At 69.3% G+C, this 25,032-nt stretch carries 27 protein-coding genes; 23 read left to right on the top strand and 4 right to left on the bottom strand.

The window, feature by feature from the left end; all coding sequences use genetic code 11:
• Positions 1-69: 69 nt before the first annotated feature.
• The 5 genes from ABFX45_RS16880 to ABFX45_RS16860 all read left to right on the top strand — a co-directional run bounded on the left by ABFX45_RS16880 (position 70) and on the right by ABFX45_RS16860 (position 4,982).
• Positions 70-1,107 (top strand): hypothetical protein, encoded by a 1,038-nt coding sequence (locus tag ABFX45_RS16880; protein WP_346130913.1) that lies wholly within the window; start codon positions 70-72, stop codon positions 1,105-1,107.
• A gap of 69 nt (positions 1,108-1,176) precedes the next feature.
• Complete coding sequence (locus ABFX45_RS16875) at positions 1,177-1,737, top strand: AAA family ATPase (protein WP_170154820.1); 561 nt, start codon at positions 1,177-1,179, stop codon at positions 1,735-1,737.
• Entirely contained in the window at positions 1,734-2,354 is a 621-nt protein-coding gene (locus ABFX45_RS16870; RefSeq protein WP_346130910.1) for an HAD family hydrolase, read from the top strand. Before ABFX45_RS16875 ends, ABFX45_RS16870 begins: the two co-directional genes overlap by 4 nt.
• A gap of 10 nt (positions 2,355-2,364) precedes the next feature.
• Positions 2,365-3,924, top strand: coding sequence for a signal recognition particle protein (gene ffh, locus ABFX45_RS16865; RefSeq protein WP_112229945.1), 1,560 nt, complete (start codon positions 2,365-2,367; stop codon positions 3,922-3,924).
• 2 nt (positions 3,925-3,926) lie between these two features.
• On the top strand, positions 3,927-4,982 hold the full coding sequence (locus ABFX45_RS16860; protein WP_346131025.1) for an amidohydrolase family protein: 1,056 nt from the start codon (positions 3,927-3,929) through the stop codon (positions 4,980-4,982).
• Here the strand turns inward: ABFX45_RS16860 and ABFX45_RS16855 are convergent.
• Complete coding sequence (locus ABFX45_RS16855) at positions 4,979-5,458, bottom strand: carboxymuconolactone decarboxylase family protein (RefSeq protein ID WP_109634066.1); 480 nt, start codon at positions 5,456-5,458, stop codon at positions 4,979-4,981. The two genes, ABFX45_RS16860 and ABFX45_RS16855, sit on opposite strands and share 4 nt — an antisense overlap.
• 146 nt (positions 5,459-5,604) lie before the next feature.
• Here ABFX45_RS16855 and ABFX45_RS16850 point away from each other — a divergent pair, with 146 nt between their 5' ends.
• The 15 genes from ABFX45_RS16850 to dprA all read left to right on the top strand — a co-directional run bounded on the left by ABFX45_RS16850 (position 5,605) and on the right by dprA (position 18,089).
• Complete coding sequence (locus ABFX45_RS16850; RefSeq protein WP_346130907.1) at positions 5,605-6,483, top strand: RNA polymerase sigma-70 factor; 879 nt, start codon at positions 5,605-5,607, stop codon at positions 6,481-6,483.
• A gap of 306 nt (positions 6,484-6,789) precedes the next feature.
• The gene (locus ABFX45_RS16845; protein WP_109634062.1) at positions 6,790-7,566 is read left to right on the top strand and encodes a type II CAAX endopeptidase family protein; all 777 of its coding nucleotides are present in this window, start codon (positions 6,790-6,792) and stop codon (positions 7,564-7,566) included.
• Positions 7,566-8,297: a LamB/YcsF family protein gene (locus ABFX45_RS16840; protein ID WP_346130905.1), complete on the top strand. Its 732-nt coding sequence runs from the start codon at positions 7,566-7,568 to the stop codon at positions 8,295-8,297. Before ABFX45_RS16845 ends, ABFX45_RS16840 begins: the two co-directional genes overlap by 1 nt.
• Positions 8,298-8,422: 125 nt before the next feature.
• On the top strand, positions 8,423-8,866 hold the full coding sequence (gene rpsP / locus ABFX45_RS16835; protein ID WP_109634058.1) for a 30S ribosomal protein S16: 444 nt from the start codon (positions 8,423-8,425) through the stop codon (positions 8,864-8,866).
• Complete coding sequence (locus ABFX45_RS16830; RefSeq protein ID WP_030468017.1) at positions 8,863-9,102, top strand: RNA-binding protein; 240 nt, start codon at positions 8,863-8,865, stop codon at positions 9,100-9,102. Before rpsP ends, ABFX45_RS16830 begins: the two co-directional genes overlap by 4 nt.
• A gap of 19 nt (positions 9,103-9,121) precedes the next feature.
• Positions 9,122-9,637 (top strand): ribosome maturation factor RimM, encoded by a 516-nt coding sequence (rimM, locus tag ABFX45_RS16825; protein ID WP_109634056.1) that lies wholly within the window; start codon positions 9,122-9,124, stop codon positions 9,635-9,637.
• Entirely contained in the window at positions 9,627-10,373 is a 747-nt protein-coding gene (trmD, locus tag ABFX45_RS16820; RefSeq protein ID WP_112229939.1) for a tRNA (guanosine(37)-N1)-methyltransferase TrmD, read from the top strand. Before rimM ends, trmD begins: the two co-directional genes overlap by 11 nt.
• 154 nt (positions 10,374-10,527) lie before the next feature.
• The gene (gene rplS / locus ABFX45_RS16815; protein WP_109634051.1) at positions 10,528-10,887 is read left to right on the top strand and encodes a 50S ribosomal protein L19; all 360 of its coding nucleotides are present in this window, start codon (positions 10,528-10,530) and stop codon (positions 10,885-10,887) included.
• Positions 10,888-10,890: 3 nt separating this feature from the next.
• Positions 10,891-11,631 (top strand): signal peptidase I, encoded by a 741-nt coding sequence (gene lepB / locus ABFX45_RS16810; RefSeq protein WP_346130901.1) that lies wholly within the window; start codon positions 10,891-10,893, stop codon positions 11,629-11,631.
• Positions 11,632-11,635: 4 nt separating this feature from the next.
• Positions 11,636-12,499: a signal peptidase I gene (gene lepB, locus ABFX45_RS16805; RefSeq protein ID WP_112229937.1), complete on the top strand. Its 864-nt coding sequence runs from the start codon at positions 11,636-11,638 to the stop codon at positions 12,497-12,499.
• Positions 12,496-13,287, top strand: coding sequence for a ribonuclease HII (locus ABFX45_RS16800; protein ID WP_346130899.1), 792 nt, complete (start codon positions 12,496-12,498; stop codon positions 13,285-13,287). Before lepB (ABFX45_RS16805) ends, ABFX45_RS16800 begins: the two co-directional genes overlap by 4 nt.
• Positions 13,287-13,610, top strand: coding sequence for a DUF2469 domain-containing protein (locus ABFX45_RS16795; RefSeq protein WP_030468024.1), 324 nt, complete (start codon positions 13,287-13,289; stop codon positions 13,608-13,610). Before ABFX45_RS16800 ends, ABFX45_RS16795 begins: the two co-directional genes overlap by 1 nt.
• A 151-nt stretch (positions 13,611-13,761) precedes the next feature.
• Complete coding sequence (locus ABFX45_RS16790) at positions 13,762-14,136, top strand: YraN family protein (RefSeq protein WP_346130897.1); 375 nt, start codon at positions 13,762-13,764, stop codon at positions 14,134-14,136.
• Position 14,137: 1 nt separating this feature from the next.
• Positions 14,138-15,658 carry a YifB family Mg chelatase-like AAA ATPase gene (locus ABFX45_RS16785; RefSeq protein ID WP_346130895.1) on the top strand — a complete coding sequence of 507 codons (1,521 nt, stop codon included), beginning with the start codon at positions 14,138-14,140 and terminating at the stop codon, positions 15,656-15,658.
• 1,291 nt (positions 15,659-16,949) lie between these two features.
• The gene (dprA, locus tag ABFX45_RS16780) at positions 16,950-18,089 is read left to right on the top strand and encodes a DNA-processing protein DprA (protein ID WP_346130893.1); all 1,140 of its coding nucleotides are present in this window, start codon (positions 16,950-16,952) and stop codon (positions 18,087-18,089) included.
• On the opposite strand, the gene ABFX45_RS16775 is transcribed toward dprA, so the two are convergent.
• Together ABFX45_RS16775 and ABFX45_RS16770 are read right to left on the bottom strand one after the other, a co-directional pair.
• Entirely contained in the window at positions 18,090-20,072 is a 1,983-nt protein-coding gene (locus tag ABFX45_RS16775) for a SecDF P1 head subdomain-containing protein (RefSeq protein WP_170154817.1), read from the bottom strand.
• Between the two features lie 44 nt (positions 20,073-20,116).
• Complete coding sequence (locus tag ABFX45_RS16770) at positions 20,117-20,590, bottom strand: hypothetical protein (RefSeq protein WP_109634037.1); 474 nt, start codon at positions 20,588-20,590, stop codon at positions 20,117-20,119.
• Between the two features lie 208 nt (positions 20,591-20,798).
• Here ABFX45_RS16770 and ABFX45_RS16765 point away from each other — a divergent pair, with 208 nt between their 5' ends.
• Complete coding sequence (locus tag ABFX45_RS16765; RefSeq protein WP_346130890.1) at positions 20,799-21,776, top strand: tyrosine recombinase XerC; 978 nt, start codon at positions 20,799-20,801, stop codon at positions 21,774-21,776.
• A complete protein-coding gene (locus ABFX45_RS16760; RefSeq protein ID WP_109634033.1) occupies positions 21,751-22,746 on the top strand; it encodes a FliA/WhiG family RNA polymerase sigma factor in 996 nt (331 codons plus the stop codon). Before ABFX45_RS16765 ends, ABFX45_RS16760 begins: the two co-directional genes overlap by 26 nt.
• A gap of 606 nt (positions 22,747-23,352) precedes the next feature.
• Here the strand turns inward: ABFX45_RS16760 and ABFX45_RS16755 are convergent.
• Positions 23,353-23,820 (bottom strand): M23 family metallopeptidase, encoded by a 468-nt coding sequence (locus tag ABFX45_RS16755; RefSeq protein WP_346130888.1) that lies wholly within the window; start codon positions 23,818-23,820, stop codon positions 23,353-23,355.
• Positions 23,821-24,190: 370 nt separating this feature from the next.
• Here ABFX45_RS16755 and rpsB point away from each other — a divergent pair, with 370 nt between their 5' ends.
• Positions 24,191-25,012 (top strand): 30S ribosomal protein S2, encoded by an 822-nt coding sequence (gene rpsB / locus ABFX45_RS16750; protein WP_109634029.1) that lies wholly within the window; start codon positions 24,191-24,193, stop codon positions 25,010-25,012.
• Positions 25,013-25,032 lie beyond the last annotated feature (20 nt).

The raw sequence follows: 25,032 nt of genomic DNA, 5'->3' as shown, positions 1-25,032 counted from the left end.
TCCTGGACAACGGCGGCGCGGCCGGGGCAGGGTGGCGGGTAGGGGATTCGCGACGCTGGGGGTTGCATCGTGAAGAACAAACTGTCATTGGTCTCGGTCGTGGCCGTCGCCGCGACGTTCCTGACCACTCCTTCCGCTCAAGCCGCCGTGGCGGTCGAGGACCTCGGCACGCTGCCGGGTCATCAGCTGAGCATCGCCACCGACATCAACGAGTTCGGCACCGTCACCGGTGTCTCGATGAGCTCGGACGGCCGTTCGGCGAACGCGGTCCGGTGGGACCGCTACTCACCCATCTCGAAACTCGACGATCTCGGCTTCGGTTCGTGGGCGACCGCGGTCAACGGCGCGAGCAACGTCGTCGGCTATGTCGCCGACTCCACGAACCGCGCACGAGCCGCGCGCTGGGACGACCGCGGCCGGCTGACCGTGCTGACCGTGCCCGGCGCGGACTCCTCGGTCGCCTGGGACATCAACGACAACCGCACCGTCGTCGGCGACGCGACGATCAACGGCGTCAGCCACGCGGTCGTCTGGGACCGCGACGGGGTGGCGTTCGTGGTCGGTGAGGGCCGGGCGTCACACGTGACCAGCGATGACACGGTGATCGGGTACTCGGGGACCGCGCCCGCGCGGTGGACCAACGCCGGCCAGGGCAGCCTTTACGTGTACGACAACGCCGGCGCGCAGCTGCACGGCCACAACCAGGCCGCCGACGCGGTGGGCCGGGTCGGCGACGAAGGTGTGCTGTGGCCGGGCCGCAGGCGCGTGTCGCTGGGTGTGGGCGCCTTCCCGCGCGACATCTCCGACAACGGCTTCGCCGTCGGTACCTCGGGCACGCGGGCGGTCCGCTGGACGGTGACCGAGCCGCCCACCGCCGTACCGCTCGCCCCGTCGCCGTCGGTCGCCGCCGCGATCAACAACGCCGGTGTGGTGGCCGGCACCGCCGGTTCGTGGGCGGTGACGTGGGACGCCGCCGGCGTGCAGACGGCGCTGCCCGTGCTCGCCGGTTCGACCAGCAGCGTCGTGACGGGACTGGCCGAGAACGGACAGATCATCGGCCGCGCGGGTTTCGCGGGCGGCGTGTACCGGGCAGTCGTCTGGCGTTGAACTTCTGTGCATTTCCTCAGAATTCGGACCAAACTGAACGAGAGGGAAGGTCAACACGTCTTCTAGGACATGACCGCCGTGTTGAACACGCAGACCACCGCCGTCCGAGTGCAGCCACGCTCACTCGTCGTCCTCGCCGGCATCCCCGGCGCGGGCAAGACGACGCTGCTCACCCGCCTGGACGCGGAGGAGCCGGTCACCGTGCTCGACTCCGACCAAGTGCGCATGTGGCTCGAACCGCGCATGCCCCTGCCGTACAAGTACTGGCGCGTCTTCGTGCACCTCACGCACCGGCTCCGCGTGTTCTGGGCGGCGTTGTTCCGCACGGGCCTGCTGGTGGTGCACGAGCCGTCCACCCGTCCCGGCACCCGTTTCATGCTGGTCCTGGCCGGTCTGCTGTCGGGGCGTTCCCGCCACTTCCTGTGGCTGGACGCCTCGGCGGCCCAGGCCCTGGACGGCCAGATCGCCCGCCGCCGCGTGGTGCGGACCCACGCCTTCGAACGGCACGTCCGCCGCGGGATGGAGATGCGCGCCCGGTTCGAGGCGGGCTGGGTCCCTGCCGGCTTCGGCAGCGTGACGCTGCTCACCCGTGCGGGAACCTCGGGTGGTCTGCGCATCATTGTGTCGTGATCAAGGCGGTTCTCTTCGACTTCGCAGGCACCCTCTTCGGGCGTCCCACCCACCGATGGCTCTCGCCGGCCCACCTCTCCGTCCTGCGCGCGCCCGCCCCCTACGTGGCACGCATGAACGCCGCCGAACGCGCCGTGTGGGAAGCCAGGGACCTCACGGCGCTGGCGAACCGGTCGGCCTACTGGACCCTGTTCCGGCTGGCGGGCCTCTCCATGCCCGACGACGTGTTCCAGCGGCTGCACAACCCGGCGTTCTGGGTGCCCTATCCCGACGCGCCGGCCGCTCTGGCCGCCGCGCGCCCGTTGAAGGTCGGGGTGCTGAGCAACATCTCGTGGGACATCCGGCCGGTGTTCGCGCGGGAGTCGCTGGTGGTGGACGCCTTCGCGCTGTCGTTCGAGATCGGCTTCGCCAAGCCTTCCGCGCGGGCCTTCGAGGCGGCGTGCGTCCGGCTCGACGTGGAGCCTTCCGAGTGCCTGTACGTGGGCGACGATCCCGTGGCGGACGGGGCGGCGGTGGCGGCCGGTCTGCGGTTCGCGCAGATCTCCACGGCTCCCGTGGGACGGCGGCCACCGGTGCTGCTGGAGGCCTTGGCCAGTCACGGCATCGCGGTTAGCTAGTCTGGACGGCGTGTTCTCCACGCTTTCCGACCGGCTGACCACGGTCCTCCAGGGCCTCCGCGGCAAGGGCAGGCTCAGCGACGCCGACATCGACGCCACCGCGCGCGAGATCAGGGTCGCCCTGCTCGAGGCCGACGTTGCGCTGCCAGTTGTGCGCAACTTCATCGGCAAGGTGAAGGAGCGCGCCAAGGGTGCCGAGGTCCACCAGGCGCTGAACCCGGCGCAGCAGGTCGTGAAGATCGTCAACGAGGAGCTGGTCAACGTCCTCGGTGGCGAGACGCGCCGCCTGAACCTCGCGAAGAACCCGCCGTCGGTGATCATGCTGGCGGGTCTGCAGGGTGCTGGTAAGACGACGCTCGCGGGCAAGCTCGCCAAGTGGCTGAAGGGGCAGGGCCACACGCCGCTGCTCGTCGCGGCCGACCTGCAGCGCCCCAACGCCGTCACGCAGCTCCAGGTCGTCGGTGAGCGCGCGGGCGTGCCCGTCTTCGCTCCCGAGCCGGGCAACGGCGTGGGCGACCCGGTCGCGGTGTCGCGCCGCGGCATCGAGGAAGCCAGGGCGAAGCAGCACGACATCGTCCTCGTCGACACGGCCGGCCGGCTGGGTGTCGACGAGGAGATGATGAAGCAGGCCATCGACATCCGGGCCGCGGTCAACCCGGACGAGGTCCTGTTCGTGGTCGACGCCATGGTCGGTCAGGACGCGGTCAACACGGCCACGGCGTTCCGCGACGGCGTCGGTTTCACCGGCGTGGTGCTGACGAAGCTCGACGGTGACGCCCGCGGTGGTGCCGCGCTGTCGGTCCGCGAGGTCACCGGCCAGCCGATCCTGTTCGCGTCCAACGGCGAGAAGCTCGAGGACTTCGATGTCTTCCACCCCGACCGGATGGCCTCGCGCATCCTCGGCATGGGTGACGTCCTCACGCTGATCGAGCAGGCCGAGCAGCACTTCGACCAGCAGCAGGCCGAGAAGGCCGCGCAGAAGCTGCACTCCGGCCAGCTGACGCTCGAGGACTTCCTGGAGCAGATGCTCGCGATCCGCAAGATGGGCCCGATCGCGAACCTGCTCGGCATGCTCCCCGGTGCCGGTCAGATGAAGGACCAGCTCGCGATGCTGGACGAGAAGCACCTCGACCGCATCCAGGCCATCATCCGCGGCATGACCCCGGCGGAGCGCGACGACCCCAAGATCATCAACGCCTCCCGCCGGCTGCGCATCGCCAACGGTTCGGGCGTCAAGGTCAGCGACGTCAACGACCTGGTCAACCGCTTCTTCGAGGCTCGCAAGATGATGTCGGCCATGGCCGGCCGGATGGGCTTCGGCGGTGGTGGCGGCGGCAAGAAGGGCAAGGGCAAGAAGGGGAAGAAGGGCAAGGGCCGCGGCCCGACGCCGCCCAAGATCAAGGGCGGTTTCCCCGGCATGTTCCCCGGTGGCATGCCCGCCGGCATGCCAGGTATGCCCGGCCTGCCTCCCGGTGGCGGTCTGCCCGACCTCGGCGGCAACCTGAACGAGCTTCCGCCCGGCTTCGACCCGTCGAAGTTCAAGTTCGACGGGGACGACAAGAAGAAGTGACCATGCACCTGCGCGGCGTCGTCCTTCCCGACGGCGAACCGCGAGACCTGTGGGTCGTCAACGGGCGGGTCCGCACCCGGCCGGTGCCGGGTGCTCAGACCGTTGTCGACGGCGGGTTCCTGGTGCCCGGCCTGGTCGACGCGCACTGCCACGTCGGCCTGGGCCCGCAGGGTGGCGTGGAGCTGCCGGAAGCGGTGGAACAGGCAGTGACGGACCGCGACGCGGGCACGTTGCTGATCCGCGACTGCGGTTCGCCGATCGACACGACGCCGCTGCAGGAGCGCCTGGACCTGCCGCGGATCATCCGGGCGGGCCGCCACATCGCCCGCCCGAAGCGCTACCTCCCGCACATCGGCGTGGAGATCGAGTCGGACCTGCCCACCGCGGTCGCCGAGCAGGCCGCGTACGGCGACGGCTGGGTGAAGCTCGTCGGCGACTGGATCGACCGCGGCGTGGGCGACCTCGCTCCACTGTGGACGGACGAGGAGCTGGCCCAGGCGATCAAGGTCGCCCACGACGCTGGTGCGAAGGTGACGGCGCACGTGTTCGGCGAGGACGCGTTGCCCGGCCTGATCAACGCGGGCATCGACTGCATCGAGCACGGCACCGGCCTGACCGACGACACGATCTCGCTGATGGCCGCGCGGGGCACCGCGCTGGTGCCGACGCTGATCAACATCGAGACGTTCCCCGGCATCGCGGACAGGGCGGCCAAGTACCCGGCGTACGCGAACCACATGCGCGCCCTGCACGCCCGCGTCTCCACGACCGTGGCGTCGGCGATCGAGGCCGGTGTGCCGGTCTACGCGGGCACCGACGCGGGCGGCGGCATCCAGCACGGCCGCATCGTCGACGAGATCGCCGCACTGCACCGCGTGGGTATGAGCGCCGCCGACGCCATCGGCGCAGCGTCGTGGAACGCACGCGAGTGGCTCGGTTTCCCCTCGCTGACCGAAGGCGCGGCCGCGGACATCGTGGTCTACGACGAGGACCCTCGCGAGAACCTCGACGTCCTGCGGTCGCCGCGCATGATCATGCTCAGGGGCAGGATCCACTAGCTCTCGAACTGGGCCAGCATCCCGGTCTGGTACGAGCCGCCCTTCTGGTGCGTGATCACGGCCATCCGGTTGGCGGCGTTGATCAGCCCGAGCAGGCAGACGAGCGATGCGACCTGCTCGTCGTCGTAGTGCTTGCGCAGGTTCGCCCAGGTCTCGTCGGTCACGCCCTCGTGCGTGAGCCGCGTGCCCTCTTCCGCGAACGCCAGCGCGGCCTGCTCGGCCTCGGTGAACACGGTCGTCTCGCGCCAGCCGGCGACCAGGTGCAGCCGCAGCGGGTCCTCGCCCGCCGCCACGGCCTCCTTGACGTGCATGTCGATGCAGAAGCCGCAGCCGTTCATCTGGCTGGCCCGCAGGTTGACGAGCTCGGCCGTGATCTTCGGCAGCGGTGACTGGTGCAGCGCCATGCCGAGGCCTGCGAACCGCTTGGCGATCTTGGCGCCGGTTTCGGTGGCGAAGAGGTCGAAGCGCGATTCCATGATTTCCTCCCTCGTGGGCCTTGCCTGACGACCACGAGATGCCGCTCGCTCTTCGGCTGTGACACGGCGGATTTGTGACTCACGCCACTGTCACAAACCCTCGTCGGCCGGTGTCTTGTGGAGAGACCCGTGTCAGGAGGAGACCAATGCCGGACGTCGCGACCGACACGTTCGTGAGCCACCGCAACCTGCTCTTCACGATCGCCTACGAGATGCTCGGCTCCGCCGCCGACGCCGAGGACGTGCTGCAGGAGACGTGGCTCAAGTGGGCCGGCGTCGAGCACGACATCGTCGAGAACCATCGCGCCTACCTGGTCCGCATCGTCACCCGCCAGGCGTTGTCGAGGTTGCGGACCCTGGGCCGTCGCAAGGAGTCCTACGTGGGTTCCTGGCTCCCCGAACCGCTGCTCACCGCGCCGGACGTCGCCGACGACGTGGAACTGGCCGACAGCGTCTCGATGGCGATGATGCTGGTCCTCGAAACGCTCACCCCGACCGAACGCGCCGTCTTCGTCCTGCGCGAGGTCTTCGACCTGGACTACGAGGAGATCGCCTCGGCCGTCGACAAGAACCCCGCCGCCGTCCGCCAGATCGCGCACCGGGCCCGCTCCCACGTGGCCGCCCGCCGCCCGCGCGAGGTGGTGACCCAGGCGGAGACCCGCAAGGTGCTGGCCGCCTTCCAGCGCGCCACCGAAACCGGTGATCTGCAGGCGCTTCTGAACCTGCTGGCGCCGGACGTCGTATTCCTCGGTGACGGTGGCGGTGTGAAGCAGGCGGTCGCACGTCCCGTCGTGGGTGCTTCGAAGGTGGCGCGCATGCTGCTCGGTGGCCTGATGAAGGTGACCGACTGGGAGATGGAGGCGGCCCAGGTCAACGGCTACCCGGCGTTGATCTTCAAGTTCGAGGGCGAGTTGGACACCGTGGTTGCTCTGCGCATCGACAACGGCCTGATCAGCGGGTTGTACGCGGTGCGCAACCCGGCGAAACTCTCGCACATGGCGCAGGAGACGACTCTGCGCCGTTGAGGTTTAGTACCAGCCGTTGTGCGCCGATTCGTTCACCAGGAGAGAGGACATCCGGCGGGGACCCGATCTGACCATCTTTTGGCCAGATGCTTGGCCCGGTTTCCGTCGGTGCCGCACAGTAACCTCGGATTCGGGGGCGGCAGCATTCCCCCAAGGGGGCTCGCGGTCCCCACTCCAAGCGTATCGCGAGGCACCGACAGTGCATCGGTGCTTCACAAGCCGTCGAGCGCGAGGTGAGCCGATCATGAGGGTGTCCCAGGCCGCTGCACAGCCGCGGGTAGTCGCGGCGTGACTAGATTGCAGAGCGTGAGTGAGCCGGAGTCCCTGAAGCCGAAGCGAGGCTTCATCGAGAGCGTGCGGGACATCAGTCGCAACCCGGAGCCCGAGCGGGTCGGCCAGCGCTGGGGCTTCGGCGCGTTCCTGCTGGTGGAAGCCGTCTTCATCCTCAGCGCCGTGTTCATCACCGCGGTGGGGAACAGCTTCGGCGCGACGCTGGAGAGTTCGACCGCGCTGGTGCTGATCGGCTCGCTGGTGCCGATCATGCTCGCGGCCACGCTCGCCGTCGTGATCACCTACGTACGTGGCAACGGGCCCGTCGTGGACCTGAGACTCAAGACCACCAAGGCGGACGTCGTCACCGGTCTCAAGATCGGTGTCGTGGGCCTGGTCTTCACCTACGCCGCCGCAACCGTGTGGGCGAAGATCGTCGGCAAGGAGAACGCCACGAGCTCCGTCGGCGAGCTCTTCAGCCAGGCGAACCTGCCGCTCGCCGCCGCGATTACGATGTTCGTGTACATGAGCTTCATCGGGCCGATCTGCGAGGAGATCATCTTCCGCGGGCTGCTCTGGGGCGCCGTGGAGCGGCAGGGCTGGAGCCGGTGGGCCGCTTTCGTGCTGACCACAGTGATCTTCGCGGTCAGTCACCTCGAACCGCAGCGCACGTGGCTGCTCCTCGTGATCGCCATCCCCATCGGCGTGGCCCGCCTGATCACCCGCAGCCTCGGGGCGAGCATGGTGGCGCACGTGATGAACAACTTCCTCCCCGGACTGTCTCTCCTCCTCCTGTCGGCCGGTGTCATCTGATGGATCTGAACAGCGACCTCGGCGAGGGCTTCGGCATCTGGAAGCTCGGAGACGACGACGCGCTCCTGGGCATCATCACCAGCGCGAACGTCGCGTGCGGCTTCCACGCCGGCGATCCCTCGACGATGCGCAAGGTGTGCGAGGAGGCCGCGAAGAACGGCGTCAAGATCGGCGCGCAGGTCTCCTACCGCGACCTCGCGGGCTTCGGCAGGCGGTTCATCGACGCCGACCCCGTCGAGCTGGCCGACGAGGTCCTGTACCAAATCGGCGCGCTCGACGCGTGCGCACGAGCAGCAGGCACCGAGGTCGTGTACGTGAAGCCGCACGGCGCCCTCTACAACGCCACGGTGCACCACGAGAAGCAGGCGGAAGCCGTGGTCAACGGCGCCAAGGCGTTCAAGGACCTCCCGATCCTCGGCCTGCCCGGCTCCCAGCTGCTGAAGAAGGCCGTGGCAGCGGGCCTGAGGCCCGTTCAGGAGGCGTTCGCCGACCGCGGCTACACCCCGCAGGGCACGCTGGTGCCGCGCAGCGAACCGAACGCCCTGCTCACGAACACCGCGCAGATCGTCGAGCGCGCCACCAGGCTGCGGGACGGCGAGATCGTCGCGGTCGACGGCACGATCATCAAAACCCAGGCGGAGTCGCTGTGCGTGCACGGCGACACGCCTGGCGCGGTCGAGCACGCGCGAGCCGTGAGAGACGCGCTGGGGGCCGTCAGGTCGTTCGTGTAGAGACCCGATTCGGATCCACCAGCCCCCATCTGGCACAATTGCCGTCTGTTCCGCCGCGGTCGGCCCCTCTGCCCGGGCCGCGGCCGTGTGCATCACCAACACAGAGTTCAAGGAGTACCAGGCCAGTGGCCGTCAAGATCAAGCTTCAGCGTCTCGGCAAGATCCGCCAGCCGTACTACCGCATCGTGGTCGCCGACGCGCGCACCCGTCGCGACGGCAAGGCCATCGAGACGATCGGCAAGTACCACCCGAAGGAAGAGCCGTCGTTCATCGCGGTCGACTCGGAGCGCGCGCAGTACTGGCTGGGTGTCGGCGCGCAGCCGACCGAGTCGGTCCAGCGTCTTCTCGAGATCACCGGTGACTGGCAGAAGTTCAAGGGCCTGCCGGGCGCCGAGGGCACCCTGAAGGTCAAGGAGCCGAAGCCGGCGAAGGCCGACCTGTTCGCCGCCGCTCTGGCCGCCGCGAACGAGGAGCCGATGACCGAGGCCACCACGCCGAAGGCGAAGAAGGCCAAGAAGGCCGAAGAGGCCCCCAAGGCTGACGCCGAGGCGCCCAAGGACGAGGCGTGAGTTTGTTGGCTGACGCCCTCGAACACCTCGTTCGCGGCATCGTCGACCACCCGGACGACGTCCGGGTGAATCTCGTCACGACCCGCCGCGGCCGCACCCTCGAGGTCCACGTCCACCCGGACGACCTCGGCAAGGTGATCGGCCGCGGTGGTCGCACCGCGACGGCTCTGCGCACCGTGATGGCCGGCATCGGCGGTCGTGGTGTGCGGGTCGACGTCGTCGACACCGATCGCTGAGAACGAGTTTTCAGGGCAAATGGACGTTGTTGTCGGCCGTGTGGCCAAGGCGCACGGGATCACCGGCGAGCTCGCCGTTGACGTGCGCACTGACTCTCCCGAGATGCGTTTCGCGATCGGGGCGACGATGCAGGCCAGGCTGCGTGACGGCACGTCTCGAAGCCTCACCGTGTCAGCCGCCCGGCCTCATGCCGGGCGGCTGCTCGTGCGTTTCGAGGAAGTCGTCACGCGCGATGTCGCCGAGGCGTTGCGCGGCACGTTGCTGCTGGGCAGCACCGACGACCTGCCGCCGACCGACGATCCCGACGAGTTCTACGACCACGAGCTCGAAGGGCTCACGGCCGAACTGGTCGACGGTACGAAGATCGGCACGGTCAAGGAGATCGTCCACGGTCCCGGTGGCGAGCTGCTCGTGATCATCCGTGATCGCGGGGAGGCGCTGGTGCCGTTCGTGCGCGAGATCGTGCCCACCGTGGACGTGCGCGGCGGCCGTGTCGTGATCGACCCGCCAGAGGGTCTGCTCGATGCGGATTGACGTCGTCACGATCTTCCCGGAGTACCTCACGCCGCTGCGTGCCGCGTTGCTCGGGAAGGCGATCGACAAGGGCCTGATCAGCGTCGGTGTGCACGACCTGCGCGACTGGACGCACGACGTGCACAAGGCCGTCGACGACAGCCCGTACGGCGGTGGGCCCGGCATGGTCATGAAGGCCGACATCTGGGGTCCCGCGCTCGATGACGTGTGCACCGAGCAGACGCGCCTCATCGTGCCGACGCCGGCTGGCCGTCCGTTCACGCAGGCGGTGGCGCACGAGTACGCGTCCGAGTCGCACCTCGTGTTCGCGTGTGGCCGTTACGAGGGCATTGACCAGCGCGTTGTCGATGACGCGTCACGGCGCATGCGCGTCGACGAGGTGTCGATCGGCGACTACGTGCTGGTCGGTGGCGAGGTGGCCGTGCTCGCGATCGTGGAAGCGGTCGCGCGGCTGCTGCCCGGCGTGCTCGGCAACCCGAAGTCGCACGCAGAGGACTCGTTCCAGGACGGGCTGCTCGAAGGCCCGAGCTACACGCGGCCGGAGGTGTGGCGGGATCTCGCCGTGCCGGACGTGCTGCGGTCCGGCAACCACAAGCTGATCAACCGCTGGCGGCGTGACCAATCACTCGTGCGGACCTTCCAGAGGCGCCCTGACCTGCTGGAATCGCTGCCAGAGGACGCGTTCGACAAGCATGACCGTGCACTGCTCGCGCGCCTGCGCGAGGGGGAGCAGTAGGCCCGATTTCTCGTGCACGGACCTGCGTGGCAAAATAGAACAGTTGCCGCAGCCGGTGGTCGTACCGGCGCGCGCTCCAAGCCGACCCCCAACATGTCGTGCACTGTCATGGAACATGCTCTGGGGAGTTCACAGACACACGTGAGGACCACCGATGAACATCCTGGACGCAATTGACGCCCAGTCGCTGCGCTCCGACATCCCGAGCTTCCGCGCGGGTGACACGCTGAAGGTTCACGTCCGCGTCATCGAGGGCTCGCGCGAGCGCGTCCAGGTGTTCCAGGGCGTCGTGATCCGTCGCCAGGGTGGCGGCATCCGTGAGACCTTCACCGTCCGCAAGGTCTCGTTCGGCGTTGGCGTCGAGCGCACCTTCCCGGTGCACTCGCCGAACATCTCCGAGATCGAGGTCGTGACCCGCGGTGATGTGCGTCGCGCCAAGCTGTACTACCTGCGCGACCTGCGCGGCAAGGCTGCGAAGATCAAGGAGAAGCGCGAGGCCAAGCCGGTCTCCTGATCGGTGGCTTCGAGCCCAGAAGACTTCGAGGACGCCTCCGCACCGGACGAACCGGAGCGGGGGCGTACTCCTGTCTGGAGAGAAATCCTCTACGTCGTCGTGACGGCCGTCGTGCTGACGGTGCTGATCCAGGCGTTCGTGGCGCGGGTCTACGTGATCCCCTCGGCGTCGATGGAGCGCACGCTGCACGGCTGCACCGGCTGCGAGAACGACCGCGTGCTGGTCGACAAGGTCGCCTACCGCTTCGGCGACGTCGAGGCGGGTGAGGTGGTCGTGTTCCGCGGCCCCGAGGCGTGGACCACGAACGACTTCCGCGTTGCGCCGTCGACGAACCCCGTCGCGCGCGCTGTGCAGAACATCGGTTCGTTGCTGGGCATCGCGCCCGCGAACGAGCGCGACTTCGTGAAGCGCGTCATCGCGTTGCCTGGTCAGACGGTGATGTGCTGCGACGAACAGCATCGTGTTGTCGTGGACGGCAAACCGCTCGATGAGCCGTACATCTACTGGCAGCCCGGTACTTCGTCGGCGAACCACGAGCCGTTCGCTCCCGTGCGCGTGCCAGAGGGCCGGTTGTTCGTCATGGGGGACAACCGGATGAACTCCACGGACTCGCGCAAACAGGGCGGCGGCGGCGTAGCGGGCACGATCCCGATCGAGAACGTCATCGGGAAGGCGCGGTACATCGTTTTCCCGAAGGATCGTTGGAGTGTTGTGTCGGATCACAACCCGCAGCCCCTAGGCTGATCTCGTGGTTGACGTCGATCCAGAGCAGACCCCGTCCAGCGACGAGCCGACTTCGGACGCTTCGGATGAAACATCGAAGAAGAAGAAAAAGGGCAACTTCTGGAAGGAACTGCCTGTCCTCATCCTGGTCGCGTTCGGCCTCGCGATCGGCATCCAGATCTTCCTCGGCCGCGTCTACATGATCCCGTCGGAGTCGATGGAGACGACGCTGCACGGGTGCACCGACTGCTACGGCGACCGTGTGCTGGTGGACAAGGTCACCTACCGCTTCACCGAACCGTCGCCCGGCGACGTGATCGTGTTCCGGGGGCCGCCGTCGTGGCAGAACGACTTCATCACCGACGAGCCGGCCAACCCGATCTCGCAGGGGCTGTCGTGGCTCGGGTCGCTGATCGGGCTGCCGTCGGCGAACGAGGAGGACTTCGTCAAACGCGTGATCGCCGTCGGCGGGCAGACCGTGAAGTGCTGCGACGAGCAGAACCGCGTGACGGTCGACGGCAAGCCGCTGGACGAGCCGTACAAGCACTTCGACGAGGGCACGCCGGCCGAGCAGGAGTCGTTCGAGGAGCTCAAGATCCCGGACGGCATGCTGTTCGTGCTCGGTGACAACCGCAACCACTCGTGCGACTCGCGGTGCCAGGGCCAGGGCGGGATCAACGGGCTCGTGCCGGTGGACAACGTGATCGGCAAGGCGCGCGTGATCGTGCTGCCTCCGTCGAGGTGGGGCGGGGTGTCGGACCACAACCCCCAGGTCGTTTCGATGGGTGCGCCGGGATGGCAGCAGAGCGTCCCGATGGGCGTGGGTATCGTCGCGGCGTGGCCGCTTCTGCTGCTCGGACGTCGAGTGCGAGACCGATTCCGCCGATGACCATGCTGTTACCGCCTCGCGCGGTGGTGCGGGGCTCGTCGGGGAACTGGGCGCTGCAGAGCACGCTGGAGCGCCGGGGGCTGGGGCCTGTCGCCGGTGTCGACGAGGCAGGACGCGGGCCCTGCGCGGGGCCGTTGGTGATCGCGGCGTGCGTGCTGCGCCCTGGTGACGCGGCGCGGTTCGAGGGCTTGAACGACTCGAAGCTGATGACCGCGCTGGCGCGCGAACGGATGTACGACCTCGTGCTGAAGCGTGCCGTGGATCACTCCGTGGTCGTCGTGTCGCCCGCAGAGATCGACTGGCTGGGCATTCACGTCATGAACATCGAGGGCATGCGGCGAGCGGTCGCGCAGATGTCGACACATCCTGGGTACGTGCTGACCGACGGCTTCAAGGTGCCGGGGATGCCCGCTCCGAGCGTCGCCGTGCTGAAGGGCGACCAGGCGGCGGCGTGCGTGGCGGCGGCATCCGTGCTGGCCAAGGTCACGCGAGACCGGATCATGGCCGATCTGCACTCGCGTTACCCGGAGTACGGGTTCAACGTGCACAAGGGCTACTGCACGCCGGAGCACACCGCGGCGTTGATGGAGCACGGCCCGTGTGCTGAGCATCGCTGGTCGTATGTAAATGTGGCAGCGGCGGCCGCGAAGCACGGTCTCGCCGCGCCGCACAAGGTGGCGCGCGGCACGACTGCCGCGGCCGTGGTCCAGAATGATGCAGCCCCGGTTGACGCCGGGGAGCTCGCGACGAGGGAGGGCGCGGAGCAGATGACCCGCGCGGAGGCGTAATGAGTGCAGAGGATCTCGAGAAGTACGAGACCGAGATGGAGTTGTCGCTGTACAAGGAGTACCGCGACATCGTCAGCCAGTTCTCGTTCGTCGTGGAGACCGAACGGCGTTTTTACCTGGCCAACTCGGTGGATGTGCAGGTGCGCAACGCCGATGGCGAGGTGTACTTCGAGGTGCGCATGTCGGACGCGTGGGTGTGGGACATGTACCGCCCCGCGCGGTTCGTGAAGAACGTCCGTGTCATCACGTTCAAGGACGTGAACGTGGAGGAGCTGGACAAACCGGACCTTCGCCTGCCGGAAAGCGGGCCGTTCCCCACATAGCACACCCCACCGACATTCCCGCCGTTTCAACATCGACAACGGCCGACCTGTCCACAGCCGCCGAGTTGTCCACAGATTCCCGTCAGCCCGGCCACCCACCCCGCCCCACCCTGCAAGGTCGTACCCAACGACCCGCAGGGAGGCGAGGGCAGTGGTGGTACGGGCACTGGTCGAGACCAGGCAGCAGGAGCTGGGCCGTCAGGGTGAGGACCTGGCGTGCAGGTACCTGGAGGGGCAGGGCCTGGTGGTCCTGTCCCGCAACTGGACGTGCCGCGACGGCGAGCTCGACGTCGTGGCCGTGGAGGGCGGCCGCCTGGTCGTCTGCGAGGTCAAAACCCGGTCCGGCCCCGCCTGGGGCCGCCCGGACGAGGCCGTGGACCAGCGCAAGCTCTCCCGCCTGCGCAGAACGGCCCTGCGCTGGCTCGCCGCGCACGGCGTCGGCTGGTGTCAGGTCCGCGTTGACCTGATCTCGGTCACCTGGCCACCAGGCGGAGAACCGCGTCTGCAACACCTGCGGGGAGCCTGACGTGGGCCTGGCGCAGGCGTGGTCCGTCGCGCTCTACGGCGTCGACGGCCTGGCGGTCGAGATCGAGGCCGACGTGGGCGTGGGCCAGCCCCGCATCCACCTCCTGGGCCTGCCCGATGCCTCCTTGCACGAGTCCAAGGAGCGCGTGAAGGCCGCCGTCCGCAACAGCGACGAGGAATGGCCCAAGCAACGCATAGTCCTGGGCCTCTCCCCGGCCAACCTGCCCAAGGGCGGCAGCAGCTACGACCTGGCCATAGCCTGTGCCACCCTGGCCGCCGGCGGCTCGGTGCCGGCCGAGCGCCTGGCCACCACGGTGCTCCTGGGCGAACTGGCCCTGGACGGCCGGGTCCGCCCGGTCCGCGGCGTCCTTCCCGCCCTGCTGGCGGCCCGCAGAGCAGGCCTTCGCACCGCCATCGTGCCGGTGGACGCACTGCCAGAAGCGGCGCTGGTCGACGGCATTGAGGTCCACGGCGCGCTGACGCTCTCCGAAGTCCTCTCCTGGCTGCGCTCCGAAGACGTGACCCTGCAACCACCTCCGGAGTCAGCGCCGCCACGCACGCCGGAGTTCCCGGACCTGGCCGACGTCGTGGGCCAGCCAGAAGCCCGCTGGGCCTTGGAGGTGGCCGCCGCGGGCGCCCACCACCTGCTCCTGACGGGGCCGCCGGGCACGGGCAAGACGATGCTGGCCGAACGCCTGCCAGGCCTGCTCCCACCGCTGACCCGCGAAGACGCCCTGGCGGTGACAGCGGTCCACTCGGTGGCCGGCACGTTGTCCTCCGACTGCCCGCTGGTCGCCAGCCCGCCGTTCGTGGACGTCCACCACACGACGTCGATCGCCGCCCTGATCGGCGGAGGCAGCGGCATGGCCAAACCAGGCGCCGCGTCCCGAGCCCACAAGGGTGTTCTCTTCCTGGACGAGGCCTGCGAGTTCGGCCAGAAGACGATCGACACCCTCCGCACGGCCCTGGAATCCGGCGAAGTCCGCATCCCCCGCCGCGACGGCATAGCCCGCTACCCGGCCCGCTTCCAGCTGATCCTCGCCACCAACCCCTGCCCGTGCGCGCCGCCGAAGGAAATCGACTGCATCTGCACCGCCACAGTCCGCCGCCGCTACCAGGCCCGCCTCTCCGGCCCCTTGCTGGACCGCGTGGACCTCCGCGTCCGAATGAGAGCCACCACCGCCATGACCACCGCCGACGCTGCCCCACCCGAACCCACAGCCACGGTCCGCGAGCGAGTCCTGAAAGCCAGAGCGAGAGCCGCCACCCGCTGGTCCTCCCACGGCCACACCTGGCCGGCCAACGCACTGGTCCCAGGCCCAGCCCTGCGCCGGGAGTTCGCCCTCCCCCGCCAAACCACAACCCTCCTCGACCGAGCCCTGGCCACCGGCGCCCTGACCGGCCGAGGCGCCGACCGCTGCCTGCGCGTCGCCTGGACCCTGGCCGACCTGGCCGAGTCCGACCGCCCCACCGCCGACCACGTAGCAGCAGCCCTCCAATTCCGAGAACGCCGAGCAACCTGACCCCCGCCCGCCGGCCCCCACCCGCCGGCCCTCAATCCGCCGGTCGCGGAGGCCCCAAGCCCCGACTCCGCGACCGGCCCACCCAAGCGGCCGCACCTGCCCACCCCAGCAGGCGCCCCGCCCACCCACTAAGTCCAGCCATCGACCGGCACCTGGCCTAAACAATCCCCAAAGCCGCCAGGCGCGCAGCCACTCCCACCGCTCCGCGCCTGGCACCCAGCCACCGGACGCACCGCCTCGAGCCTCGGCTCGCGTCCGGTCCCCGAGCGGGTCGCCCGCCCCACCCCCAGCGGGCGGCCCGCTCCACCACCCCGAGCCACCGGGCGTGGAGTGCTACTCCGCTCCGCGCCTGGCACCTGACCCCGGATGCGCTGCTTCGAGCCTTGGCTCGCGTCCGGTTCCGGAGTGGGTCGCTCGCCTCATCCCCGGTGGGCGGCCTGCTCCACCACCTCGAATTACTGGGCGTGGAGTGCTACTCCGCTCCGCGCCTGGCACCTGACCACCGGATGCGCTGCTTCGAGCCTTGGCTCGCGTCCGGTTCCGGAGCGGGTCGCCCGCCTCATCCCCGGTGGGCGGCCTGCTCCACCACTCTCGAGCCAGCAGGTGTGGAGCGCTCTACTTCCATTCCGGGCCTGGCACAGCTACCGGGCGCGCTGCCTTGAGCCTTGGCTCGCGTCCGGTCCCGGAGTGGGTCGTCCGCCCCATCCCCAGCGAGCGGCCTGCTCCACCACCTCCGAGATACGGGCATGGAGCGCTACTCCGCTCTGCGCGTGGCACTTGGCTACCGGACGCGCTGCCTCAAGCCTCGGCTCGCGTCCGGTCCCGAGTGGGTCGCCCCCTCTACCCCCAGTGGGCGGCCCACTCGTCCCGAAGCCGTCAGGCGCGGAGCCACTCCCACCGCTCCGTGCCTGGCACCTGGTCACCGGACGCGCTGCCTCAAGCCTCGGCTCGCGTCCGGTCCCGAGTGGGTCGCCCGCTCTACCCCCAGTGGGCGGCCCACTCGTCCCGAAGCCGTCAGGCGCGGAGCCACTCCCACCGCTCCGCGCCTGGCACCCGGCCACCGGATGCACCTCCTCGAGCCTCGGCTCGCGTCCGGTCCAACACCCCTCATCCGAACAGGAGCCCCGACCATGACCCCATTCCTCGCACCAGCCACCTCCACCGCAGCAATGGCCGTGCCCACACTTCTCCAGCTGCCGTGCACAGTCCGAAGGCGAATTTTCGGCGCCAGCCCGCCGAGCCCGTGGCATCCCGAACCCTGGCACCGGTGGCTGCCCTGGTGGTGGTTCCGGTGACCGCGCGACCGACCGACGCCGTCCGCCTCGCGAGGGCCTACCTGTCCCGCGTCGCAGAGCCCTTCCCCGCCGCGCTGGCAGCGCTCGTTGCCGAGGTTGGGCCGATCACCGCGGCCGAGCTGGTGCGCGACGGTGACGTGTCGCCGTCGGTCGCCAGCCAGACTTCGGCTCGGCGGGCCGAGGAGCGGGTCCACGAAGACCTTGAGCTCATCGGCAAGCGCGGTGGGCGGCTGGTGGTTCCCGAGGACGACGAGTGGCCGCGGTGGCCGTTCGTGGCGCTCGGTGGCGCGGCGGCGCAGCGGTGCGGGGGTGAGCCGCTGGCGTTGTGGGTGCGCGGGCCGCACGACCTTGCCGACGTCACGGACAAGGCTGTGGCGATCGTGGGCTCGCGGGCTGCCAGCGGGTACGGCGAGCACGTGGCCGGCGAGTTCGCCTACGGGCTGGCTGAGGCGGGCGTGACCGTCGTATCCGGTGCGGCGTATGGGATTGACGGTGCCGCACATCGCGGAGCTTTGGGCGCCGGCGGGCTGACCGTCGCGGTGCTGGCGTGCGGGGTGGACTTCGCTTATCCCGCTGGGCACCAAGGCTTGCTCGGCAGGATCGCTCGTGAAGGGCTGATCGTCAGCGAGTACCCGCCCGGTATGACGCCTGCGCGGCATCGGTTTCTCACGCGCAACCGGCTCATCGCCGCGTTGGGCGGCGGCACCGTTGTGGTGGAGGCCGGGCGGCGCAGCGGGGCCAAGAACACGGCGGCGATCACGTTGGCGTTGGGGCGGCCGTTGATGGTGGTGCCTGGGCCCGTCACGTCGGCCAGTTCGTCGGGATGCCACGACCTGTTGCGCGACGGGCAGGCGGTTTCGGTCAGTTCGGTGGCCGAGATCGTGGAGTCGGTGGGGCGGTTCGGCGACGACCTCGCCACCGAGCCCGCCGAGAAGGAAAGCGAACTCGGGGCGCCGCAAGGTGAGGCCATGCGGGTGTACGAGGCCTTGGGGAAGCGGTGCGGGGTCAGCGACGAGGTCGTGTCGGTCGAGTCCGGGGTGCCGTTGGAGCGGGTGCGGGCGTTGTTGCCCGAGCTGGAGCTCGCGCGGCTCGCCTCACAGGTCGACGGTGGCTGGCAGAAGCTGGAGGTCCGGTGATCAGTTGCCCTGGATGGCGTCCGCGACCTTCCTGGCCTGGTCGAGGCTCGTGAACGGGCCTGGCAACTGGGCCGTGCCGCCCGTCAGCGGCTGGCGGATCTCGGGGGCGGAGAGCAGTTCGCCGTCGACGAGGAACGCGAGGCGCTTGCCGACGTTCGTCCGCGTCAGGTCTGTCCAGCGTTGCCTGCCCTCGGCGGTGAACTCCAGGCGGATGGCGTAGCCCGTCGTGGTTTGCTCGGCCGCGGCGTCGGCGATGTCCACTGTGGACATCGCTGCCGGCCCCAGAGTCAGCCTTTCGCTCCCGTCAGCGGAGCACCTCACCAGCGGAAGCGTGTTGTCCGTCAATGGTTTTGTGCAGTCGCTCGCGTCCGCGGTCGCTGTTTCCAGCACCGGCCGGAACTCAGCTCGTGCCCGGTTGAGCGGTGCGGTGGAGCGTGTCGTCCACAACGCCGCCAGCACGACCAGCACTGCTGCCGAAGCGAACGCTGCCGGCCGGAGCGTTCGGGTGCGGAGGTGATGCGGGACGACGAGTGTCGCCGCGATGACGAGGAGGGTGAGGATCGACCAGAACGTGAAGCCGAAGTCCGCGGCCACTTTGAGGGCGATGTCGGACTGGGGTGTGGACGACTGGCAGATCGGAGTTGATTTGGCTTCCTCCAGCGGGCAGGCGAGGTGGACGCCGCGCAGCCGGGCCGACCACGTCCACAGGACGGCGAACAACCAGCCGCCGGCCAGGCAGGCCGACGGGACCGCGAACCTGAGGAAGACCGGCATCCGGGAGGCGCTCGGGTCGGACTTGCGCCATGACGTGCTCAGTGCGTCGAGCCACCAGCACAGGCCGGAGGTTCCCAGCGCGAACACCAGAAGCACGGACGGCGCGATCGGAATGCCGATCGGAGCCTGGTCGAAGATCCGGGTGTAGAGCGGGAGGTGGCTGCCGATCACCAGGCCGGCGAGCAGTGCCGCTGCCGTCAGGAGCGGGCGCAAGCGGTTGCGGTCTTCTTGCCAGGAAGCGCGCCACAGGTAGAAGGCGGCGAACAGGGTCAGCGGGATGCCGATCACCACGCCGGTGATGATCGGGGTCGCTCTGTCGTCGGTGCTGCCGCTGAGAAGGAGATCCTGCAACGTTACGAAGGCGGCGCCTGCTGCTGCGCCGCCCAGGAGGACCTGGCCGATCGGTGAGGCCAGCAGGCGCATCGGGTTCGTCAGGGCCTGAGATCGTTCGTCGGCACCGGGGTGGCGGCGCAGCCAGGTGCGGACGACCGAGCGCGTCTGCTCGGTCTGGTGTGCCTGGACGGCCGCCAGGAGGCCTTCCACGCCGAACTCCGCCGCGTGCTGGTCGGCGGCGTGCTCGCGGGCGCGCAGGAAGGCGCGGGCGATCAGCTCGGTCAGCAGGGTCAGCGCTGCCAGGCGCAGCGTGCTCACGAGGAAGGAGGTGATGTCGCCGCGGTCGAGCAGGACGTCCAGCCACAGCACCAGCAGGGCGAAGAAAGCCGTGGAGAGGTTGGCCATCCGCAGCACGGTGGCCAGTTGGTACCACCAGAGGTCGCCTGCGTGCACGTGGGCGAGCTCGTGCCGCACCACGGCGTCGAACACGGCTTTGCGTTGGCCGGGCATCGCGTGCAGCGCCAGGAGTTCCGGGCCGAGCACGATGATCGGCTTGCGCGGCGGGCCCGTCACGTAGGCGCGGCCGCCCAGGCGCTTGCCGAGGCGGACGTCCACGCGGCGAGGCGGGTTGACCTCCAGCACGAGGTCTGCGACGGCCTTGTCGGCCTCGCGGAGGCCGGTCTCGCTGAGCCGTGTGGAGCGGCGGATGCGGATCGCCGCGTAGATGCCGTAGACGGCGAGGCCCGGCGTCAGGAGCATCTGCAGTTTCTGCAGGAAGGTGCCTGCGCCGCCGCGTTCGAGGCCGGACAGCCAGTTCGCGACGAAGAGGACGTTCAGCAGCACCGTCACTGCGAGGAGGAGAAGCAGAAGGATCATTTCGGACGGTAAGGCCCTGGGGCTGACCTGCGGCTTCGGTTCCGTCATCTGGTGGCTTCACCCGGCTCGCGGCCTGTGTCCTGGTCGTTTTCGCGCAGCACGAGGGCGGCGACGACGGCGTCGGCCAGGGCTTCGGCCTTCTGCTGCTTCATGCCGAGCGAGAGGGCGCGCTGCAGGGCGATCTGGCGCACCTCGGCCAGCTGGGCGGCGGTGAGCGGGGTGGACGGCAGTTCCAGCGGCTGTTCGGGCTTGCCGCGGACCTTGCGCCACGCCTTGCGCACGGCGTTGGCGGTGCCGTCGCGCACTGCCCGGCCGACGCTGTCGGAGACCGCGGTGATCACGCTGCCGGAGACGAGCGCGATCACGGGCGTCGCCATGGCCACGATGTCGCCCAGGCCGAAGCCCAGCGGGTCGTCGTGGGCCTGTCGCAGCCTGCGTTCGGCCTGCCTGGGGTTCTCCAGGTACGGGGCAGCGACCAGGTCGAACGAGGGCAGCTCCTCGGGAGCGATCTTGCGCACTACTCGACGGGCTAGTTCATCGGCTGTCCGGACGGTGGTGCTGGCTACCATCGCTACTCCGAAAGGTGATCTGTGCGTGCCGCCAAGTCCCTGGTCGTCACAGGGAGTTGAAACGTTATCGTGCTCGCGATCATGAGAGCGCTCTCAAATGGCGCGAGGGTGTGGCGATACTTGACCAAACGCCCCGACTGGCGCAGCGTCTTGGCCTATGTCCCCGCCGCCGCATGGTCGGACACGCCGTGTCGATCTCGTTCGCCTGCGCGAAAAACTGCCGGCGTCCGTTGCAGACGTGTTGCGGCAGTACGAACGGCACTTGACTTTGGAGCGCGACCTGTCGCCGCACACCGTGCGCGCGTACATCGGTGATGCGGTTGCGCTGCTGGGCCATGTCGCGGGGAATAGCCCGGAAAACGCCGACGTCGGGCGCGTTGACCTGGCGAATTTGCGGTCATGGCTCGCCGCGCAACGCACGGCAGGGGCCAGCCGCACGACGCTTGCCCGACGTGCTGCTGCCGCGCGCACGTTCACCGCGTGGGCGCATCGTGCTGGGCATTTGGCCGCGGATCCGGGGCCGCGCCTCGCCGCGCCGCGACCGCACCGGACGTTGCCGTCCGTGTTGCGCGCGGACCAGGCGAAGGACGCGATGGCCGCCGTATCCTCTGGCGCTTCCGAAGGCGAGCCGGTTGCGCTGCGTGATCAGGCCGTGGTGGAGTTGCTGTACGCCACAGGTATCCGCGTGGCCGAACTCTGTGGTCTTGATCTCGACGACGTGGACTACTCCCTAAGGGTGATTCGAGTTCTGGGCAAAGGTGGACGCGAGCGCAGCACGCCGTTCGGCGTGCCGGCGGAGCGAGCGCTGCGGCGGTGGGTGGAGGAAGGGCGAAACGCCCTGGTAGCACCGGATTCGCCACCGGCCCTGTTCCTCGGTGCCCGCGGTGGCCGGCTGAACCAGCGCGCCGTTCGCACTCTGGTGCACGAGGTGGTCGCGGTGGTACCGGATGCGCCGGACATCGGGCCGCACGGGTTGCGCCACTCCGCTGCGACCCATTTGCTGGAAGGAGGAGCGGACCTGCGCACCGTCCAAGAACTGCTTGGTCACGCTACGCTCGCAACGACTCAGCTTTACACACACGTCACTGTCGAACGGCTGAAGGCGATCCATGACCGAACCCACCCCCGTTCCTGACGCCGCAGGGGGAGGATCGCGTACGGCGACCGTGCCCCCTGAACCCGTCCTGCCCGCACCAGCTTCGAAGCAGGCGAGCAACGGGCACCGTCAGAACGGCGCGCCGCGCACCGAGGCGACCTCCGAGCCCGGTGCCGAGACGCATGTCAACGGCACGCCCGCTGCCGTCCCGACTGCGGTGACGCGCGCGGACGTCAGGTCAGGTGACGACGTCGAGGCCGGCATCGTCGCGCTGTGGCGCAGCTACGGCGAGTCCCGTGAGCAGTGTCAGCGCGATCGTCTGGTGCTGCACTACGCACCGCTGGTCAAGTACGTCGCCGGTCGTGTCGGCACGGGCCTGCCGGCCCACGTGGACGTGGCCGACCTGATCCAGTCCGGCATCTTCGGCCTGGTCGACGCGATCGAGAAGTTCGAGCCGGAACGCGGCCTCAAGTTCGAGACCTACGCCATGCAGCGCATCCGCGGCGCGATCCTCGACGACCTCCGCTCCCAGGACTGGGTGCCGCGCTCGGTCCGCAGCCGCGCCCGCGACGTCGAACGAGCCCTGGAACGCCTCGGCGCCAAGCTGCAGCGCACGCCCACCGACCGCGAGCTCGCCGCAGAGCTCAAGATCGGCCTGGCCGAGCTGCGCGAGCTGTACGGCCAGCTCCAGCTCACCAGCGTCGTCGCCCTGGACGAGCTGATCGCCCCGAACAAGGGCGGCTCCTCCCTGGCCGAGTCACTGCCGGACGACGCCGCGGAAGACCCGGTGGCGAGCCTCGTCGACCAGGACAGCCGCCGTCAGCTGGCCGACGCCATCGCCCAGCTCGCCGAACGCGACCGCGTGGTCGTGACCCTCTACTACTTCGAGAATCTGACCCTCGCCGAGATCGGCAAGGTCCTCGGCGTCACCGAGTCCAGGGTCTGCCAGCTGCACACCCGTGCCGTCCTGCGCCTGCGGACCAAGCTCAACGAGCAGTCCGAGGCCTGACCGCACCTCCTTCCCCGCCCGCAACCCGGCCGTAGCCGGGCTGCCGGACTGCGGTACCGGCACGCCGCCGCACATCCGGATCGCTCCGCGCGGGTGCGTCGAGAAGCCGTACGAGCCTCACGAACATCGCCTCAAACCTCTTTCCGCCCGTTGCCAGGGCTAATTCACTCGAACGGGTGGGTCCTGGAGCTGCTCCAAGCACGCCGCGTACCCGTGGACCAGCGGGCCCGGAGGTGTGCCGGAGTGCGACGCGCGGCTGGCCTCCGACACGTGCAGGCACGTGCCACGTGCCACGGAGACGCGCCGCTGGGCAAGGACGCGCCGCTGGGCAAGCGCGGGAAGAGCCCGTCGGGCCCTGTCGGACCGTCGGGACGGTCCGCTTGCCGCGTGCACGCCGGACGGCGAGGGCAGCTCGACGCGTGCCCGTGGACGGGCGGGCCGGGAGGCGGAGCGGAGGGAGTGGGCGCGTCCGCCTCCCGGCATCTGCAGGGCACCTGCGGCGCGCAACGGGGACGCGCCGCTGCCGGCCGCCGGGGGAGCGGCGGGGAGGGCCCTGCCGAGCCGCTGCGGGCGGGACAGCTCGCCCGCGCGGCGGAGGTTCGGCTGCTAGCCGCCTCGCGGCGGCGCGTTCAGCGGGAGCAGGCGGACGCGGCCCTGCACGACCAGGCGCAGCGGGTCCAGGTACTCGTCACCTCGCCGGACGCCCCAGTGCAGGCAGGGCGAAGGGCAGTGGCCCTCCTGGAGGTGGCCGATCACTTCTCCGCGCCGCACCTGTCGGCCTGCTGCCACGTTCGGTGCCACCGGTTCGTAGGTCGTCCGCAGGCCGTTGCGGTGCTGCACGGAGACCAGCGTGCGAGCTGCCACGGCTCCGGCGTAGACCACCACTCCGTCTCCGGCGGCCAGGACTGCTGTGCCTGCCGGGGCCGCGAGGTCCACGCCGCGGTGGCCGGGGCCGAACGGCGAGGCCGGAGCCTGGAAAGCGCGTACCACCGGGTGCGGTGGCGGCAGGGGCCAGGAGAAGGAGGACGGGGCCAGCAGGGTCGTCAGCACGAGGGCGGTGGAGAGAAGGGGCATGGGTCATACGGTCGGCTAAAGGGGGTCTGGGGGACCACCGGCTAGCTGGGAACTGTGGACAACTCGCCGGTTGTGGACAACTGCCCGCTGCAGGATGGGGGCGATTCGAAGTTTGTCGGGGGTGGGGAGTAGACTTTTGGGTGCGTCCCGTCTGTGCGCGGGACGACTTCGCGTGCCAACGCAGATCCGACCAGCTGATCCCAGCCGGGTCGAGTCACGACGTCCGACGGTCCTGACGGTGGAGAAGTCCTCCGCAGGTGCGGGCGCCGGCATCGGCACCAGGGCACCGAGCCACCCGGCTCGGGGCGTCAACCACCACGACGCGTGAGGCGAGACCGAACGCGTCCGACAGATGAGGTGCGAACCGGCCATGGCCGTCGTAACCATGAAGCAGCTGCTCGACAGCGGCGTGCACTTCGGGCACCAGACTCGGCGCTGGAACCCGAAGATGAAGCGCTACATCTTCACCGAGCGCAACGGCATCTACATCATCGACCTGCAGCAGACGCTGACCTACATCGACCGGGCTTACGAGTTCGTCAAGGAAACGGTCGCGCACGGCGGGTCGATCCTGTTCATCGGCACCAAGAAGCAGGCGCAGGAGGCCATCGCCAACGAGGCCCTCCGCGTCGGCATGCCCTACGTGAACCAGCGCTGGCTGGGCGGCATGCTCACCAACTTCTCGACGGTCCACAAGAGGCTTCAGCGGCTCAAGGAGCTGGAGTCGATGGAGCAGACCGGCGGCTTCCAGGGTTTCACCAAGAAGGAAATCCTGATGATGAACCGCGAGAAGGACAAGCTGGAGCGCACGCTCGGCGGTATCCGCGACATGTCCAAGGTGCCCAGCGCCGTGTGGATCGTGGACACCAAGAAGGAGCACATCGCGGTCGGTGAGGCTCGCAAGCTGAACATCCCGATCGTGGCGATCCTCGACACGAACTGCGACCCGGACGAGGTCGACTACCCGATCCCGGGCAACGACGACGCGATCCGCTCGGCCGCCCTGCTGACCAAGGTCGTGGCCGAGGCCGCCGCCGCCGGTCTCATGCAGCGCTCCGGCGCCCGCCGCGATGCCGCCGAGGGCCAGGACAAGCCCGAGGTCGCCGCTGACGAGCCGCTGGCGGAGTGGGAGCAGGAGCTCCTGACCAACTCGTCGGCCGAGGCCCCGGCCGAGCAGCCCGTCCAGTCCTGATCTCCCCCACGAGGTGCCCG

It is taken from the genome of Lentzea roselyniae (genome assembly GCF_039537795.1).
GTDB classification, from domain to species: domain Bacteria; phylum Actinomycetota; class Actinomycetes; order Mycobacteriales; family Pseudonocardiaceae; genus Lentzea; species Lentzea atacamensis.
The sequence above is the reverse complement of the archived record's forward strand: the minus strand, read 5'-3'. Positions and strand labels throughout refer to the sequence as shown.